General features: G+C 71.0%; 18 protein-coding genes. 8 read left to right on the top strand and 10 right to left on the bottom strand.

What is annotated here, in order from left to right; translation table 11 throughout:
* Nucleotides 1-113 precede the first annotated feature (113 nt).
* On the top strand, nt 114-380 hold the full coding sequence (locus tag C8E96_RS03620; RefSeq protein ID WP_166657864.1) for a nuclear transport factor 2 family protein: 267 nt from the start codon (nt 114-116) through the stop codon (nt 378-380).
* On the opposite strand, the gene C8E96_RS03615 is transcribed toward C8E96_RS03620, so the two are convergent.
* Genes C8E96_RS03615 through C8E96_RS33685 form a run of 3 tightly spaced genes read right to left on the bottom strand, consistent with a single transcriptional unit; the run spans nt 377 to nt 4,941 of the window.
* Entirely contained in the window at nt 377-1,453 is a 1,077-nt protein-coding gene (locus tag C8E96_RS03615; RefSeq protein WP_091381544.1) for a glycosyltransferase family 4 protein, read from the bottom strand. The two genes, C8E96_RS03620 and C8E96_RS03615, sit on opposite strands and share 4 nt — an antisense overlap.
* The gene (locus tag C8E96_RS03610) at nt 1,446-3,977 is read right to left on the bottom strand and encodes a glycosyltransferase (protein WP_091381545.1); all 2,532 of its coding nucleotides are present in this window, start codon (nt 3,975-3,977) and stop codon (nt 1,446-1,448) included. The genes C8E96_RS03615 and C8E96_RS03610 overlap by 8 nt, the downstream gene beginning before the upstream one ends.
* Nucleotides 3,978-4,029: 52 nt before the next feature.
* Nucleotides 4,030-4,941: a glycosyltransferase family 2 protein gene (locus tag C8E96_RS33685; RefSeq protein WP_091381548.1), complete on the bottom strand. Its 912-nt coding sequence runs from the start codon at nt 4,939-4,941 to the stop codon at nt 4,030-4,032.
* A gap of 45 nt (nt 4,942-4,986) precedes the next feature.
* On the opposite strand from C8E96_RS33685, the gene C8E96_RS33680 reads away from it, so the two are divergent.
* From C8E96_RS33680 to C8E96_RS03590, 3 genes are all read left to right on the top strand, one after another.
* On the top strand, nt 4,987-6,078 hold the full coding sequence (locus tag C8E96_RS33680) for a glycosyltransferase family 4 protein (RefSeq protein ID WP_091381550.1): 1,092 nt from the start codon (nt 4,987-4,989) through the stop codon (nt 6,076-6,078).
* 61 nt (nt 6,079-6,139) lie between these two features.
* Entirely contained in the window at nt 6,140-7,270 is a 1,131-nt protein-coding gene (locus tag C8E96_RS03595; protein ID WP_091382001.1) for a glycosyltransferase family 4 protein, read from the top strand.
* Nucleotides 7,271-7,304: 34 nt separating this feature from the next.
* A complete protein-coding gene (locus tag C8E96_RS03590; RefSeq protein WP_407642599.1) occupies nt 7,305-8,159 on the top strand; it encodes a glycosyltransferase family 2 protein in 855 nt (284 codons plus the stop codon).
* Between the two features lie 555 nt (nt 8,160-8,714).
* Here the strand turns inward: C8E96_RS03590 and C8E96_RS03585 are convergent.
* The gene (locus C8E96_RS03585; protein ID WP_091381555.1) at nt 8,715-9,113 is read right to left on the bottom strand and encodes a hypothetical protein; all 399 of its coding nucleotides are present in this window, start codon (nt 9,111-9,113) and stop codon (nt 8,715-8,717) included.
* Nucleotides 9,114-9,192: 79 nt separating this feature from the next.
* Complete coding sequence (locus tag C8E96_RS03580) at nt 9,193-10,299, bottom strand: mannose-1-phosphate guanylyltransferase (protein WP_091381557.1); 1,107 nt, start codon at nt 10,297-10,299, stop codon at nt 9,193-9,195.
* A gap of 71 nt (nt 10,300-10,370) precedes the next feature.
* Here C8E96_RS03580 and C8E96_RS03575 point away from each other — a divergent pair, with 71 nt between their 5' ends.
* The 3 genes from C8E96_RS03575 (at nt 10,371) to C8E96_RS03565 (ending at nt 12,324) form a co-directional block, all read left to right on the top strand.
* Entirely contained in the window at nt 10,371-11,279 is a 909-nt protein-coding gene (locus C8E96_RS03575; protein ID WP_133794147.1) for a DNA-3-methyladenine glycosylase family protein, read from the top strand.
* Nucleotides 11,280-11,366: 87 nt separating this feature from the next.
* Nucleotides 11,367-11,756, top strand: coding sequence for a VOC family protein (locus tag C8E96_RS03570; protein ID WP_228770167.1), 390 nt, complete (start codon nt 11,367-11,369; stop codon nt 11,754-11,756).
* A 4-nt stretch (nt 11,757-11,760) separates the two neighbouring features.
* Entirely contained in the window at nt 11,761-12,324 is a 564-nt protein-coding gene (locus C8E96_RS03565) for a PadR family transcriptional regulator (protein ID WP_091381560.1), read from the top strand.
* Between the two features lie 20 nt (nt 12,325-12,344).
* On the opposite strand, the gene C8E96_RS03560 is transcribed toward C8E96_RS03565, so the two are convergent.
* From C8E96_RS03560 to C8E96_RS03540, 5 genes are read right to left on the bottom strand one after another with little or no spacing between them, the layout of a single operon-like run.
* Nucleotides 12,345-12,704 (bottom strand): GntR family transcriptional regulator, encoded by a 360-nt coding sequence (locus C8E96_RS03560; RefSeq protein ID WP_091381562.1) that lies wholly within the window; start codon nt 12,702-12,704, stop codon nt 12,345-12,347.
* Complete coding sequence (locus C8E96_RS03555; protein WP_091381564.1) at nt 12,701-13,240, bottom strand: NUDIX hydrolase; 540 nt, start codon at nt 13,238-13,240, stop codon at nt 12,701-12,703. Before C8E96_RS03555 ends, C8E96_RS03560 begins: the two co-directional genes overlap by 4 nt.
* A complete protein-coding gene (locus C8E96_RS03550; protein WP_091381566.1) occupies nt 13,237-14,574 on the bottom strand; it encodes a coenzyme F420-0:L-glutamate ligase in 1,338 nt (445 codons plus the stop codon). The genes C8E96_RS03555 and C8E96_RS03550 overlap by 4 nt, the downstream gene beginning before the upstream one ends.
* Before the next feature lie 2 nt (nt 14,575-14,576).
* Nucleotides 14,577-15,578 carry a 2-phospho-L-lactate transferase gene (cofD, locus tag C8E96_RS03545; protein WP_091381568.1) on the bottom strand — a complete coding sequence of 334 codons (1,002 nt, stop codon included), beginning with the start codon at nt 15,576-15,578 and terminating at the stop codon, nt 14,577-14,579.
* Nucleotides 15,579-15,627: 49 nt separating this feature from the next.
* Complete coding sequence (locus C8E96_RS03540; RefSeq protein ID WP_091381570.1) at nt 15,628-16,377, bottom strand: site-2 protease family protein; 750 nt, start codon at nt 16,375-16,377, stop codon at nt 15,628-15,630.
* Nucleotides 16,378-16,606: 229 nt separating this feature from the next.
* Here C8E96_RS03540 and C8E96_RS03535 point away from each other — a divergent pair, with 229 nt between their 5' ends.
* Nucleotides 16,607-16,918 carry a WhiB family transcriptional regulator gene (locus C8E96_RS03535; protein ID WP_091381571.1) on the top strand — a complete coding sequence of 104 codons (312 nt, stop codon included), beginning with the start codon at nt 16,607-16,609 and terminating at the stop codon, nt 16,916-16,918.
* Nucleotides 16,919-17,079: the final 161 nt, after the last annotated feature.

Raw genomic sequence — 17,079 nt, 5'->3', positions numbered from 1 at the left:
ACACGGTAAACGCTTGACGGCTGCCGCGACCACTCACTAACGTTGGCGATACCAACGTTGGTGATACCAACGAATTGTCGCAAGGGAGCATCACGGCGGCGACGCCGGGTGGCGTGGCGCAGGGTCGGGACGCGGTGATCGAACAGGCGACCAGGAACCATGGCGAGTACCACCGTATCCAGCACTTGATCACCAACGTGGTGGTCGATCTCGACGGAGACCGCGCCGCTGTGCGGGCCAACCTGCTGGGGACCTTCGTCGACTCGGCCGCTCGGGTCGTGCTGGAGATGGGCGGGATCTACCGCTTCACCGCTCGCCGTGACGGAGACTGGCGGTTGGCGAGCATTGCTGTCGACCGGATCTGGCGCACCGAGTCCTAAGTGGACTGGTAGGCCGCGATCGTCAGCTCGGCGCAGCGCCGCCAGGTGTGTGCGGCCGCGTGGGTCCGCCGGGCGGACATGACCGCGGGCGAGGGCGGATTCTCGAGTGCGGCGGTGAGGGCGACGGCCATCGCCTCCTTGTCCCCAAAGGGAACCAGGGTGGCGTGGCCGCCAGAGACCTCGCGCAGCGCCGGGACATCGGAGCACACCACCGGTACGTCGCAGGCCATCGCCTCCAGTACCGGCAACCCGAAACCCTCATCCCGCGACGGCAGCACAAGCGCGCTCGCACCGGCCACCACACCGCGAAGGTCCACTTCGGACAAGTAGCCGGTGGAGATGACCCGTTCCGAGCCGACAGTGTGACCAGGGCCCGCCAACACCAGGGGCGGCAGTGACGGTGTGGCCGCGTGGGCGTCAAGCAACCAGCTCAACGCCTTTCGCGGCCCGGCCGCACCGACGAACAGCAGGTACTCCGAAGGCAAGCCCACCCGCTCCACCAGCGACTCATTCGGCGGGCGGGCGGCGAACCACTGCGGGTCGACGCCCAGTGGGGTGACCCGGACCTTCGAGTCCGAGACGCCCAGGCGTTCGACGACGCGTTCGGCGACGGCCTTCGTCGGGGTGCAGATGACATGCGCCCGCTTCGCCGAGAGCCGCACCAGCTCCGGGAGTTCGGCGTCGCTCGGTGGCAGGTCGCCGGGGTAGTCCAGGAATGCCAGGTCGTGGATGGTCAGCACACCCGCCGCCCGGAACGCCGCGGGCAGCACGAAATTGGTGCCGTGCACCACATCGGTGAGTCCGGCGAACAGCTCGACCGGCGGGAAGGAGCCGCGCAGCCACGCTTTGCGCAGCAGGCGAGCGGGTACGGGCATCCCGCGGGCCTGGGAGCCGTGGGGCAGGACGTGGCGCAGCTTGCGCCAGCCGCGCAGGGTGAATGCCACCGCGCGCATGTCCACGTCGGGTGAGGACGCCAGTTCCTCGGCCAGCGCGGCGGTGTAGCGGCCGATGCCGGTGCGGGAGCCGAGCAGCGGGGTGCCGTCGATGAGGACCCGAATCGGTCTGTCAGCCATCTCTGTGATCTCCCTGCCCCCCGCGTCCGGCCATGCGCTGACGGGCGACCCGGCGGACCCGGCCCGCGGCCCGACGGGCCAACTCGGTCGCGCCGCCGCCGTCGAGGTACTCGCGGACCAGCGCCAAATCGCGGCGAACCGTGCCCGCCGCGCCCAATGCGGGCTTGCGCACCAGTGGTTCCGAGCCGGGCAGGCGGTCCGTGGCCGGCCGCGGGTTCCGGCAGAACGCGGTCAGCGGGGCCAGCACGTTCTCCCAGGTGAACCGCTCGCGCACGGCGGCGATGCGCTCCTGGCAGGCGGCGGCGAACTCGGCGTCGTAGAGCACCCGCTCCAGGGCGTCGGCCAGCGCGTCGGTGTCCTCGGCGGGGACCACCACGCCCAGCTTCTCCTGGCGCACCAGGTCGGCGAACGAGTCGCCGTCGGTGGTGACGATCGGCAGGCCCGCCCACAGGTAGTCGAGCACCCGGGTGCGGAACGCGAACGTGGTCTCGACGTGCTCGAAGTGCGTGGTGACACCGCAGTCGGCGTCGAGCAGCCAGTCCTGCCGCTGCTCGTAGGGCACCCAGGTCTCGTTGAAGAAGACGTGCCTGCCGGTCAGGTCGAGCTGCCCGGACAGCGCGCGCACCCGGGCGCCGATGTCCATCTCCGGCACCTCGGGATTGGGGTGCTTCATGCCCAGGAACATCAGCCGCACCTCCGGGCGCCGCCGGGCGAGCACGCCGATGGCGCTGACCAGGGTCAGCGGGTCGAACCAGCTGTAGACCCCGCCCGCCCACAGCACGACCTTGTCGCTGTCGGCGATCCCCGGGATCGCGCCCTTCATCGGCGCGCGGCTCTGCTGCGGCGGTTTGCCGGACAGTCCGAACGGGACGACGTCGAGCAGCGAGCGCAGCGTCGGGTCGTTGTCGTAGAGCGCGGGGGTGAGCCTGCCCAGTGAGAGCAGGTGGCCCAGCCAGAAGTGTCGCTGCCGCTCGGAGGCGCAGATGAAGAAGTCGCCGCGGTCGAGCTGGTTGTTCATCACCTTCGTGACGCCGACGAGGTCGAGTTCGCGCTGCTCGGCGATCTCGTCTTTGCCCTGTTCCAACAGTTCCAGGTGCATCGGGTCGTAGACATCGCAGATGACGATCTTGCTGGAGTCGGCCTTCTTCAGCGAGGGCACCAGTTCCAGCGCGTGGCCCTGCAGGATCACCACGTCCGCCCAGGCCACGTGCGACTCCAGGTCGCGTCGCTTCGACTGCACCACCGGGAATGACGCGGGCGGCGGGGCGCACACCGGGTTGACCGTGACCAGCCGGACCTCGTGCTCGGCCGACAGCACGTCGGCCATGTTCCACGCGCGGATCGCCGGACCGGCCATCCGTTCCGACACGGCGTCGCCGGTGATCACCAGGATTCGCCTGCGCGCGCCGAACGCCTGCTCCAGCCCGAACGCCTCGACGATCGCCTCATGCGCGGCGAGGTAGCGCGGCAGCGGGTAGGCGGGCTCCATCGCCTTGCGCATCAACGGAACCAGGTCCGCGTCCGAACGCACTCGGGCCGCCTGCTCGACCGCGCGGGACGCGGCCAGCGCGGGCAGCATCTCGACGAACTGGTCGATGGCGAGCATCCCCGCGAGCGCTGTGCGGGCGATCGGGACTGTCGGCGAGCCGTCACCCTCACCGCGACGGGTGATCTCCAGCTGGGTCGGGTCGATCTCGCCGCGCGCGGTCGCCCGGCGCACCGACAGCGCGAGCGCGCCGGGCAGCGCCTTGGCCAGCGTGGCGTCGGAGAGGTTCTTGTAGAGCGCCGCCAACGCGTTGCGCTCCAGCAGGTACAGCTCGCGGGACTGGTCCTTGGTATCCACTTCGGACATCGAGGCGTGGTGGCGGTGGTAGGCCAGCGACGCGGGCTCGTAGCGCACCCGCCAGCCGCGCAGGTTCAGCCGCCAGCCGAGGTCGACGTCCTCGTAGAACATGAAGAAGCTCTCGTCGAACCCGCCGAGCTCGCGGTATACGCCCGCGCGGACGAACATCGCCGAGCCGGTGGCGAACAGGACGTCACGCGGGTCGTCGTGGCTGCCGTCGTCCGGGGTGCCCGCGTGGCGCTTGTAGCCCATGCCGAACCAGGTGAGGCCCGCGTCGACGAAGTCGATGTTCGCGCCGTCCCAGTCGAGGACCTTGCTGGCCACGGCGGCGACGTCGGGCTGCTCGGTGAGCACCCGCACGGCCGCGCGGGCCCACTGCGGATCGGGCCGGGCGTCGTTGTTCAGGAAGGCCAGGACGGAGCCCTTGGCGTGTTTCACGCCGAGGTTGCAGCCGCCCGCGAAGCCGAGGTTGTCCGGTGCCTCGACCAGCTCGACGCCGTCGACCGCCCGGATCTTCTCGGCGCTGCCGTCCCTCGAGGCGTTGTCCACGCAGATGATCTGCAGGCGGTCGGCCGGGTAGTCGAGGTCCGACTTCAGCGACCGCAGGCAGGTCAGGGTGTCGTCGACTCCTCGGTAATTGACGAGTACGACCGACAGTATGGGCAAGGCCCCCTCCGCCACGCTGCCTCCTCCCTGGTTGCTCCTGGGGACAGGGTGCCTTATCGGGGTGCCTTCATGTCGCCCGACTGGCGAACTGGTGTCGCCAGACCCGCGATCGGGTGGCGCGGTCGGTGTCGATCTTGTAGCGGGCGATGACCGTGCGCGGCAGCCGGGCCGCCACCTGGGCCAGCACGCGCAGCCGCAGACCCACCCGGAAGTTGTGCTCCGGCCCCACGTTTCGCCTGGTCGGGAGCACCGCGGTGAGCAGGGCGAACCGGGCCAGCTGGGTGAGCGCGACGCCCAGCGGGGCGCAGCGCAGCAGGGTGAGCAAACGGTTGCGCTCGTTCCACAGGTGGAACTGGGCCGACCCGGGCGCGGTGCTCGCGCCATGCAGATGGGTGACGTCGGCCTCGACCGGCACGATCGACCAGCCCGCCAGCCGCAGCCGCCACGAGGTGTCGGTGTCCTCGTAGTAGCAGAAGAAGTCGCCGGGAACCCCGCCCACGGCGGTCAGCGCGGCCGTGCGCAGCAGGGCGGCGCCGCCGCAGAAGCCGAAGACCGGGCCGGTGACGGCGTCGGCGCCGTGCCCGTCCGCGGTCAGCCGGACGCCGACCGACTGGACCTCGCCGGTGGGGCTGAGCAGGCGGGCGCTCGCGGCGGCGACGCCCTGGTCGGCGTCGAGGGCGTCCTCCATGCGGGCCAGCCAGTCGGGGCGGGGGGCGGCGTCGTCGTTGAGCCACGCCACGAACTCGGTCTCCGGCTCGACGGCCGCCAGCGCGCCCGCATAGCCCACGTTGACCGGCAGCCTGCGGATCTCCGGCTTGCTCGGGTGCCGGGCGAGCACGTCGGCGGTGCCGTCGTCGGAGGCGTTGTCGACCACCAGCGTCCGGTGCGGCCGGGTCTGCGCGGCCAGGGCGTCGAGGCAGGCGGTGAGGTGGGCGCGGCCACGCCAGGTGACCACGACGACCGTCGTGCGGGCGTTCACGGCCGCGACGCTACCGGTCGCGGCGGGCCGTGCGATTCTGGCCGCGTGCCTGAGCTGGTCGTCCTCACCGAGCAACTGCTGGCGCCGGTCCCGGGCGGCACCGGCCGCTACACCCGGGAGCTGGCCGCCGCGCTGGCCCGGACAGCGCCGGCGGGCTGGACCGTCCGCGGCGTCACCGCCCGCCACGGCGACCTCGCCCCGGCCATGGTCGACGGCGTCGCCGGGCCGAGCGCCCTCGCGCTGCCCCGGCGCGCGCTGACCCTCGCCTGGGAGCACGGGCTGCCGCTGTGGCCCGGCGGCGACATCGTGCACGCGCCGACCCCGCTCGCCCCGCCCGCCCGGCGCGGCAGGCGGCTCGTCGTCACCGTGCACGACACCGTGCCGTTCACCCATCCGGAGACGCTGACCAGCCGGGGCGCGGCCTGGCACCGCAAGGTCATCCGGCGCGCCGCCAGCTCCGCCGACGCGATCGTGGTGCCCACCCAGGCTGTCGCCGACGACCTCGCCCTGCACGCCCCGGGACCCGCGCCGGTCCACGTCGTCGGCCACGGGGTGTCCTCGGTGCTCAGCGACCCGCCTGCGGTGGAACTCGGTCTTCCCAGCACGTACGTCCTCGCCGTGGGGACCGTCGAGCCGCGCAAGGGGCTCGACGTGCTCGTCGAGGCGATGGCGGCGGTGCCGGGGGTGCCGCTGGTCGTGGCCGGTCCTGCGGGCTGGGGCGAGGTCAACCTTGCCGCCCTCGCCGCGCGGCACGGGTTGCCCCCCGAGCGTCTTCGGGTGCTCGGCAGGCTCAGTGACGAGGAACTCGCCGCCACCCTGCACGGCGCGACGGTGCTCGCCGCGCCCAGCCGGGCCGAGGGATTCGGGCTCCCCGTGCTGGAGGCCATGGCGGCGGGCGTGCCCGTCGTGCACTCCGACGCGCCCGCCCTCGTCGAAGTCGCGGGCGGTGCGGGAACGCAGGTGAAACGCGACGACCCGGCCGCGCTCGCCGACGCCTTGCGAACGGTGCTGGACTCCCCGGATCTGGCCGCCACGATGGTGGAGCGGGGCCGCGCGCGGGCGGCGGAATTCACCTGGAAGAGGGCGGCCGAGTCGCTGTGGCGGCTGCACCGGAGTCTGCTCGGTGGCGCGAGTTAATCCATTCGGTAAATCTGCGGCAATCGCACGTCGTACGCTGATCGCCGTGTCCGACCCCACCGTGCTTATCGACGCGACCGCGGTGCCCGCGGACCGCGGTGGGGTGGGACGCTACGTCGACTCGCTGGTCGCGGCCCTGGCCTCCGATGGCGCCGCCCTCAGTGTCGTCTGCCAGCCGCGCGACAGCAGGCTGTACGGCGAGCTGGCGCCCAGCGCGCGCATCGTGCCGACCTCCGAGTCGGTCACCACCCGCACGGCCCGGCTGGCCTGGGAGCAGACCACGCTGCCCCGGCTGGTGCGAAGACTCGGCGTCGACGTCCTGCACTCGCCGCACTACACGATTCCGCTGGCCAACCCGGTGGCGTCGGTGGTGACGCTGCACGACGCGACGTTCTTCACCGACGCGGGCCTGCACCACTCGATCAAGGCCCGCTTCTTCCGCGCCTGGACCAAGACCGCCCTCGTGCGGGCGTCGCGCTGTGTCGTGCCGAGCGAGGCCACCGCGGCCGAGCTGACCAGGGTCGTGCGCGCCGACCCGCGCTCGCTCGACGTCATCCAGCACGGCGTGGACACCGACCGCTTCCATCCGCCGTCACCGGCCGAGGTCAAAGCCGCTCGCGCCGCCATCGGCCTGGGCGATCAGACCTACGTGGCGTTCCTCGGCGCGCTCGAACCCCGCAAGAACGTCCCGGCCCTCATCCGTGGCTTCGCCGCCGCCTGCGCGGGCCGGGCCGACCCACCCGCTCTGGTGCTGGCAGGGCAGCCCGGCTGGGACCACCAGATCGAACGCGCCCTCGACGCCGCGCCGCACCGGCTGCGGGTCATCCGGGCGGGCTACCTGCCGTTCGAGCACCTGTCCGGCTTCCTCGGCGGCGCCGCGCTGGTCGCGTATCCGAGTCTGGGCGAGGGTTTCGGGCTGCCGGTGCTGGAGGCCATGGCCGCGGGCGCGTGCGTCCTGACGACCCGGCGGCTGTCGCTGCCCGAGGTCGGCGGCGACGCGGTCGCCTACTGCGGTGTCGGCGCGGGCGACATCGCCGCCACCATCAGCGACCTCCTCGACGACCCGGGCCGCCGCGCCGCGCTGTCGGCGGCGGCGCAGCGCCGGGCGAAGGAGTTCTCCTGGGGCCTGAGCGCCGAACGACACCGCGAGGTCTACGGGCGGGCCCACCACCTCCACCGCAGGGGTCGATGAGTCGCGGCCGGGTTGGCGTGGAGAATGTCTGGTCGTGACCGAAACCTACGGTGCCGAGATCGCCGTCGTGACCGTGACCTACTCGCCCGGCGAGACCATGGACCGGTTCCTCGACACGCTCGAGAAGGCCACCACCCGGCCGGTCCACGTGATCCTGGCCGACAACGGCTCGACGGACGGCGCCCCTGAGGCCGCCGCGGAGGCCCGCGCGAACGTCGAACTGGTGCGCACCGGCGGCAACCTGGGCTACGGCGGCGGCGCGAACCGCGGTGTTGCGGCGCTCGACTCCAGCTACGGCTGGGTGGTGATCTCGAACCCGGATGTGGAATGGGAGCCGGGGTCCCTCGACGAGCTGATCGCCGCGGCGGACCGGTGGCCGCGCGGCGGCGCTTTCGGGCCGCTGATCACCGAACCGTCGGGCGCGGTCTATCCGTCGGCCCGCGAGGTTCCGTCGCTGGGCAAGGGGATCGGGCATGGGGTGCTGGGGAAGGTGTGGCCCGGCAACCCGTGGACTCGCGCGTACAAGCAGTCCGCTTCCGATGTGCGGGAACGGGTCGCGGGCTGGCTTTCGGGCTCCTGCTTCCTGATCCGGCGGGAGGCGTTCGACTCGGTGGACGGGTTCGATTCCCGGTACTTCATGTACTTCGAGGACGTGGACCTCGGCGAGCGGCTTGGCCGGGCGGGGTGGCAGAACGTGTATGTGCCTTCGGCGAAGGTGATGCATGTTCAGGGGGTGTCTACGGCGAAGGCGTCTTCGAAGATGTTGGCCGCGCACCATGAGAGTGCTTATCGGTTTATTGCTGATCGGCATCAGGGGGCGCTGTGGGCGCCGGTTAGGGCTGTGATCAAGGCTGGGTTGGCTCTGCGTCTGAAGCTGGAAACCCGCTAGGCGCTGCTCGCGGCTGTGGCCGCGTCGGCTGGCGCTTTGGCATGGCTGTGGCCGCGTTGGCTGGTGCCTTGGCATGGCTGGGGTGGTGGCGGGCTGGCGTTGGGTGGTGCCTGTTTGGGTGGTTCGCCTTGATTCGGGGACCCCTCGAAATGGGCCTGTGCGGGTTAAAAGGCGAGGCGAAGGAACCTCACCCGCACCGCGAGTTTAGGCCCATTTCCCCCGAATCAAGGCGAACCACCCAAACAGGCCGTTCTGTTGGGCCCCTTGCGTTGGGTGGGCTCTGCGCCTTGTGTTGGGGTGGGTTGTGGGCCTTGCGTGGGGTGGGTTGTGCGCCTTGCGGTGGGTGAGTTGTGCACTTGCGGTGCAGCATCGAGGGCCGCTCGCAGATCGCGAGCCTCGCGGAAGACGGGTTCCCCGACGGCATCGCGGTCGACCGCGCGCGGGCGGCGTCTGGCCGGGTGGGTTGTGCGCCTTGTGTCGTGAGCCTTGTGTGGGGTGGGCTCTGCGCCATGTGTTCGGTGGGTTCTGCCCACGTGTTGGGTGGTGGTGGGCGCTCTAGCCGTCGAGCCGCTGGCCCAGCGTGGGCCGGTCCGGGTGCGGGCGCGGCTTCATGGTCGGCACCAAACCGTCCACTTGCTCCGGTGCCTGCGGCTGCTGCGGCGCCTGCTGGGGCCTGGGCTGCTGCACGGGCAGCCGCTCCGTGGGCCTGCCCGGCGACGCCACCGACGTGGTGGCGGCTTCCTGGGCGATCGCGGGAAGTTCCTCGCGCGCCCGGGTGACCGGGAAGACCATGGTCACGTCCGGGTCCTCATCGAGCGCGTTCACCACAGCCCGGGGGATCTGCAGGGTGGCGGAGGCGTCCATCGGCGAGATGGCGCTCTCGGGGGTGACGACGTAGGAGCCGCGTGCGCGAGCACGGGCCAGGATGGCGTCGGCGCGCTCACGGGGGTCCATACGGTGGCCTCTCCTGCGTCGCTCGATGTGCTCTGGTCAGAGTATCCCGCCAGTCGCGCCGCGTCATCGTTCCACGGCATCAGATGTAGTCGAGATCGCCCCGGTCGCGCAGGATCTCGGTCAGCCGCTTGATGTCCTGTGCCCGGTCGCGCCTGCAGACCAGCACCGCGTCGTCGGTGTCGACGATGATGAGGTCGTTGACCCCGAGCGTCGCGACCAGCCGGTGCGACGGGACCACGATGACACCGTCGCCGTCGACCACCACGACGTTCGCCTTGCCGCCCGCGGTGACGAACAGCCTGCCGCCGTCGCCGACGTCGGTGCCGAGCAGGTCACCGAGGGTCTCGAAGTCGCCGATGTCGCTCCAGCCGAAGTCGCCGGGGACGGTGGCGACCAGGCCGTCGGCGGCGGCCGGTTCCATCACCGCGTACTCGACGGCGACCTTGGGCACGGTCGGCCACAGCTCCGCGACGACCGCCTCCTGCTCCGGGGTGTCCCAGGCGGCGGCGATGGCGAGGATGGGCTTGGCCACATCCGGGCGGCGCGCGGCGAGTTCGGCCAGGAACACGTCGGTGCGCCAGACGAACATGCTCGCGTTCCACAGGTAGCTGCCCGAGTCGACGTAGCGGGTCGCCACGTCCTTGGCGGGCTTTTCCTTGAATTCCAACACCTTCTGGATGACCGAGCGCTGCGCGGGCTCGCTGCACCGCAGGTAGCCGTAGCCGGTCTCCGGGCGGGTCGGGGTGATGCCGATGGTCATCAGCAGCCCGTCGCGGGCGCCGTCGACGGCCCGGCCCACGGTGTGGGCGAACTCATCGCCGTCGGTGATCAGGTGGTCGGCGGCGAACGACGCCATCACCGCGCCGGGGGACCGCTTCTCGATCACGGCGGCGGCCAGCGCGATCGCCGCGCACGAGTCGCGGGCGAGCGGCTCGACCAGGATGTTGCGTTCCGGCAGGTCCGGCAGTTGGCGGGCCACCCCGGCGGCGTGCGCGGTGCCGGTGACCACCAGCAGATGCTCCGGTGAGGACAGCGGGGCCAGCCGGTCGAAGGTCGCCTGCAGCAGCGACCGGTCGGTGCCGGTCAGCGCGTGCAGGAACTTCGGGTTCCCCGCGCGGGAGAGCGGCCACAGGCGGGTGCCGCTTCCACCGGCGGGCACGACGATGTGCAGTTCGGGTGGCGTCACGTGAGCTGTGTCCTTGTCCCCGGCGTGAGTGGTGGGCCAACTCTAGCCAACCGGCCGGTACGGTCGTCGTGATGACCGCGATCCCGACCGGAACCGAGCGGACCAGGCACTGGGTGCCCGACGGTCCGCACGACGTCGCGGGCGCTTTACGGCCACTGCGGCGGGGCCCGCACGACCCGGCTTTCCGCGAGGACGCCGACGGCCTGTGGCTCGCCGCGAACACCCCCGAGGGGGTCGGCACCCTGCGGCTGCGCATCGCGGGCGAGGTCCACGCGTCGGCCTGGGGCCCAGGCGCCGACCTGCTGCTCGACGGCCTCCCCGCCCTGCTGGGAGCTTCGGACGACGACTCGGACTTCGTCGCGCACCACCCCCTGGTGGCGGAGGTCCGGCGCAGGCGACCGGGCATGCGGCTCGGCGCCACCGGCCGCGTGTGGGACGTCCTGCTCGCGGCGATCATCGAGCAGAAGGTCACCGGCACCGAGGCCCACCGCACCTGGCGCGACCTGGCCCGACGCTTCGGGACACCCGCGCCGTCAGGTTTGTTCGCCCCGCCAACGCCCCAGGCGGTCATGGGGATCGAGGACTGGGAGTGGCACAAGGCCGGCCTGGATGGCGCCCGCCGCCGAACGGTCCTCGCCGCCGCCCAGGTGGCAGGCCGCTTGGAACGCGCGGTTGAGTTGGGCGGCGCCGCGGGCCGGGAGTTGTTGTGCAAGGTGCCGGGGATCGGCGTCTGGACGGCGGCCGAGGTAGCCCAACGCGCTTGGGGCGACCCAGACGCACTGAGCGTCGGGGACTACCACCTGTCGAACCTGATCGGGCACGCCTTGCTGGGGCGGCGGATCACCGATGATCAGATGCTTGAGGAGCTGGCGGTCTACGAACCCCAGCGCCACCGGGCGGCTTTGTACGTGCTCGCCGCCGGCCTGGGCAAACCCCGTTTCGCACCACGGTTTTCCCCGCGCGACTACCGCCGCTTCTGATCACCCCTCACTGGCCAAATTTGGCTACATGCCTGCCGTGGTGCTACCTTGGTTCAGTAGCCAAATTTGGTCAGTGGGGAGATCGTCGTGTCAGTTACGCCGTACGTGATGGTCGACAATGCGAAGGCCTATAAGGAATTCCTCGAGCGCGCGTTCGAGGCCGAGGTGTCCAACGTGATCCCGCTGCCCGAAGATCCCGAGCGGATGATGCACGCGCAGGCGCGGATCGGGACCGGGGTGGTGTTCTTCGCCGACTCCGGCGAAGGGGGCATGCGCTGCCAGAGTTCGCCGGCGGAACCGGTGCACGTCCAGTTGTGGGCCGCCATGGCGGACCCCGAAGCAGCCTTCGCGCGGGCGGTCGACGCGGGAGCCACGCCTGCCATGGAAGTCATGGATCAGGGCGACGGCAACCGGATGGGCGGCGTCATCGACCCGTTCGGGACGCTGTGGTGGCTCAGCACGAACACGCCGGGCTGAGCGCGTGTCGACAGTTCGACTGCTGGTGCTGGGCGCGGTCCGGCGGCGCGGCCGCGCCCACGGCTACCAGGTCCGGGCCGATCTCGAGTCGTGGGGCGCGCACGAGTGGGCCACGGCCACCTCGGGCTCGGTCTACCACGCCCTCAAAGCCATGGCGGGACAAGATCTGTTTGTCGTCCACGAGACCGTCCCCAGCGAAGCGGGCGGACCGCCGCGGATGGAGTACGAGATCACCGTGAAGGGGGAGCAGGCCTATTTCACCCTGCTCCGCAAGGCACTTACCAGCCATGATCCCCGGCTGGACCTGCTCGCCGCCGCGGTCGGCCTGATCGACGACCTACCCCGCGCCGAGGCGATGGACCTGCTGCGGCAACGCGTCCAGGCGATGCGGCAGTGGCAGGCGAGCATCACCGGGCAGCTCCCGCCTGACGCCGACCTGGACACCTGGGGCCCGGTCGGCGAGGTCATCGGGTTGTGGCTGCACACCGCCGAAGAGCGCGTCCAATGGACCGAGCGGCTGCTCGTGCGCCTTCAGGAGGGCGCCTTCCGCATGGCGGGAGAGAAATAGGAGGAGTTCGGGGCAGGTCCTCAACCACGCGCGGTCAGGGCGGCTTCGGCGATCGAGAGCGCGGTGTCGTGGTCCAAACCGAGTTTGTGCATGGCTTCCGCGTAGGTGTCGGCGGCTTTGCGGGCGCGTTCCAGCGTTCGATCACCCGCAGCGCCGACGAAAGTGCCCGCGCGGCCGCGGGTTTCGACCAGGCCCGCTTCCTCAAGCTCCCGGTACGCGCGAGCCACCGTGTTCGCCGCCAACCCCAGATCCGTGGCCAGCTGACGCACTGTCGGCAGCTTCGTCCCCACCGCCAGCGTGTGGTCGTTGATCTGCTGCGCCAGCCCGCCCCGCACCTGCTCGAACGGCGGCACCGCCGAGTTCGGGTCGATGGTGATCACGACGGCACCGCCGCCAGCATCTCCCCGATCCCGGCGTTGCCATCCGGGTCGTCGGGCAGTGCGTCGATCGGCCACCAGCGCAAGTCCAGGGACTCCGAACTGCACACCGCTTCCGCCCCCACGGGCGCCCGCACGACGAAGCGGACGTCGAAGTGGCGGGTCGGCAATCCCAGTGAGCAGGTGATCGGGTGGACGTCCACATGCAGCGGCACCGGGTCGATCTCCAGCCCCTCGATGCCGGACTCCTCAGTCGCTTCCCGCAGCGCCGCGCCCGCCAGGGTCACGTCGCCCGGCTCGCAGTGGCCGCCCAGTTGCAGCCACCGGCCCACGCGGGGATGCAGCGTCAGCAGGACGTTGGAGCCGGTGTGGTCCAACAGCAGCGCCGACGCGGTGAGGTGGCCGGGTTCGCACGAGCGCTGACACGCGTCCGGCCGGGCCGCCAGGAAACCCAAGTACGCCTGGCGCAGTGATTCCTGGCCGCGGTCGGCCGGTTTCCACACCGTCATGGTGCGGACCGCGTCCGCGTGCAGGGTCACTTCTCGACCCAGCCCTCGTCGGTCGGGACCTCGCGCGGCGTCAGCTCGGTCAACGGATGGCCCACCGCGACCGCGCCCAAGGGCTCCCAGTCGGCGGGCAGGCCGAGCACCTCACGCACGACGTCCGCGCAGAAGATGGTGGACGACACCCAGCAGGAGCCCAGGCCCTCCGCCGCCAGCGCGACCAGCACACCCTGGACGGCCGCGCCGCCCGCGACTGTGAACATCGTCCGCTCGGCCTCGGCCCGACGCGGGTCCGGGTAGGTGTGGGCGCCCTCGCGCACGAGGAACGGCAGCAGGATCTCCGTCGCCTCGAAGAGCAGTTCGCCGCGGGTGACCCGGCGCTCGATCCACTCCTCGGACTTGCCGTCGGCGCGCAGGTCGGCCTTCCACGCCTCGCGCATCGCCTCCAGCAGGGCGTCGCGGTGCTCGGCGAGCCGGACGAAGCGCACCGGCTTGGTGTGGTGCGGCGCGGGCGCGGTCAGCCCGGCGGCCACCGCGCGGCGCAGCGCCTCCGGGTCGACCGGTTCGCCGGAGAACTCGCGCAGCGAACGGCGCAGCAGCACCGCTTCCCGCCTGCCCTGGGCGATGGACTCCTCGGTGCCCAGTCGGAACAGGTCCTCTTCCACCGGACGCAGGAGGTCCCGCGCGGTGGACGTCTCGTCGCCGATCTCCATGCCGCGCACGACCGCCACCGGCACGCCGCCGAGCTTGCCCTTCACCAGGTCGGCCGCCGCGGCGACCTCGTCGGCGACCGCGACCCGGGTGACCGAGAGCTCATTGCCCTGCGAGTCGATCTGACCCGCGTAGGAGTGCAGGACACGCAGCCCGGACGACCCGATCGCCGCGTCGGTCTGCCCGATCCGCCACGCCCGGCCCATCGTGTCCGTGATCACCACAGCCACCTCGACACCGAGGCGCTCCCGGAGCCCGCCGCGCAGGGCGCGGGCCGAGGCGTCCGGGTCGGCGGGCAGCAGGGCCAGCTCGTCGCCCGCCACATTGGACGAATCGATCCCCGACGCCGCCTGCACGATGCCCAGCCGGTTCTGCGTGATCAGCGACCGGAACTTCTGCGCGACCACGGTCACGGCCTCGTCGAGCACCAGCTTGCGCCGGACCGCGTCGCGGGCCTCCGGGTCGGACGGGACCGACACCAGCTGACCCTCTACTTTGGACACGATCTTGCTGGTGACCACCACGATGTCACCCGAGCGCAGCCACGGCGCCGCCGCGACGATCGCCCCGGTCAGGTCGTCGCCGGGCCGGAACTCGGGCAGCCCCCGGACCGGCAGGATCTCGACCGACCCGCGCGCGCCGTGTTCGATGCCGTCCATCTCTACTCTCCAGTGCTGATTCCGCCGAGGTCGAACGCCGCGCGCGCCATCGCGGCCGTGGCGTCCACATCGGACATCAGCAGCGGCACGGCGCGGACCAGCACGCCCGGCACGTCGGCGGTGTCGCCCGAGTGCACGAGCCACCCGTCGAGGATGCCGTTGTCGGAGCACCCGCGCGAGCCGTAGTGCCTGCCGACGGCCTCCGCCGACACGTCGAGGCCGATCGTGCTCAGGCACGCGTCGGCCATCCCGCGCACCGGGGCGTCGTTGATGATCGGGGAGATCCCCACCACAGGGGCCTCGGTCTTGCGCAGCGCCGTGCGCAGCCCCGGCACCGACAGCACGCTGCCGATGCTCACCACCGGGTTCGACGGCGCGAGAAGCACGATGTCGGCCTCGCTGATCGCCTCGACCACCCCCGGACCGGGCGCGGCCTCGTCGGCGCCGACCGCCACGATCGACCGGGCCTTCGGCTCCGCGTGGTAGCGCACCCACCACTCCTGGAAGTGGACCGCCTTGCGCTCGCCCGTGCCCGGCTCGTCGATGACGACATGGGTCTCGACCCGGTCGTCGGTCATCGGCAGCAGCCGCACTCCCGGCTTCCAGCGGTCGCACAGCGCCGTGGTGATGTCGGAAAGCTCATAGCCCGCGCGCATCATCCGGGTGCGCACCAGGTGGGTGGCGATGTCCTTGTCGCCCAGGCCGAACCAGTCGGGGTCGGCGCCGTAGGCGGCGAGTTCCGCCTTCACCGCCCAGGTCTCGTCCACCCGGCCCCAGCCGCGCTCGGTGTCGATGCCGCCGCCGAGGGTGTACATGCACGTGTCGAGGTCCGGGCAGACGCGCAGGCCGTGCAGCCAGATGTCGTCCGCGGTGTTCACCACCGCGGTGATCTCGTGCGGGGAGCCCTCGGGGGCGGGCCCAACCGGGTCGAGTCCGAGCAGTTTCTTCACGCCAAGCAGGAATCGGGCTCCGCCGACTCCGCCGACGACTACGGCAACCTTCACGGTCAGTGATCCTCGCACGGTCGGGTGACCCCGATGGGGTCGGGAGTGTTCAGCGCCAGAAGAAGAAAGCGTCCTGGCCGTAATAGGCCAGAAGTTCGTTGCCGCCGACACCCGCGTACAGCGAGCTGACCACGTCCCAGAACGCCTGGCTGACGCCCGGGATGCCGATCAGCGCGGCGAACAGGAACAGCGGCGCCCACGGCCGGGCCTTCGCGCCGAACCTGCGCGCCTCATAGGACAGGAACGGCTCGATCGCGCCCCAACCGTCCAGGCCGGGCACCGGAAGCATGTTCAGCACGAACGCCGCGAACTGCAGCAGCGCCAGGAACGACAGTCCCGCGGCCATCATCGGCGCGGGTTCGAAGATCTCGACGGAGAGCGCGAGCAGGATCCCGGCGATCAGGTTCGCGGCCGGTCCGGCCAGCGAGACAGTGGATTCCACTGCCTTGGAGCGCAACGCGTGGTGGTTGATCCAGACCGCGCCGCCGGGCAGCGGGATGCCGCCGATCGCCAGGAACAGCACCGGCATGAGCAGGCTCAGGACCGGATCGGTGTACCGGCGCGGATCGAGTGTGAGATAACCCTTGAAATAGACCTCGCGGTCGCCGCCGCGGAACGCGACGAGCGCGTGGCCGAACTCGTGCAGGCACAGCGAGACCACCCAGCCGCCCAGGACCAGCAGCACGATGCCTGCGTTGATGGCGGCCTGGTTCTCCACCAGGGTGAGCAAAGCGCCACCGATGGTGACACCGATCAGGCCGAGGAAGATGGGCGAGGGGCGAACCGCTGATCTCTGCACACACCCAGTGTGGCAATGTTCGTCGGTTGCGTGTTGGCCACCCCGCGAACGCGCACAGTTTCAGCCGGTACCCGAACGGGTACAGGCTGCTCATAACCCATCACCCACCTGGGGGCACCGCTTGACCCGCCGCCATGACACGGGTGTAATCACATCGATGTCATTCGCCGGGGGACGGCGTAACGGCATCCGCCAGCCGGGGAGTGCGGAAGGCGAGGAGGCGGGCGATATGCAGGGATTGAGTGACGGGGGTCGCGTCGTGGAGTGGGGCGAGCGTCCGACCGAGGAACTGGACGTGTTCGCCGGATTCTTCGACGAGGCCGATGAACAAGAGTGGCAGGAGCGCGCCTTGTGCGCGCAAACCGACCCGGAGGCGTTCTTCCCCGAAAAGGGCGGATCGACTCGTGAGGCGAAGCGCATTTGCCTGGGCTGTGAGGTTCGATCCGAGTGCCTCGAATACGCCCTTGCACATGATGAGCGCTTCGGCATCTGGGGCGGTCTGTCCGAACGGGAGCGAAGGCGTCTGAAAAAGGCGATGTAGATACCCGGGCGTCTCGACGCCCGGGTATCCACGCCCCGCGTGCCTGACCCGGACGCGCAACGATTTGTGCTGGGTTGCGCGGGTTTCGCGCGGTGGCATCGTACGGTGTGTGACCGGTGGCCGAACGTCATGACCACCGGCTCGTCCGCACGCGATGCCAC

The sequence above is a fragment of the Actinokineospora alba genome (assembly GCF_004362515.1).
Taxonomy (GTDB): domain Bacteria; phylum Actinomycetota; class Actinomycetes; order Mycobacteriales; family Pseudonocardiaceae; genus Actinokineospora; species Actinokineospora alba.
This window is presented reverse-complemented; position numbering and strand designations above follow the sequence as displayed.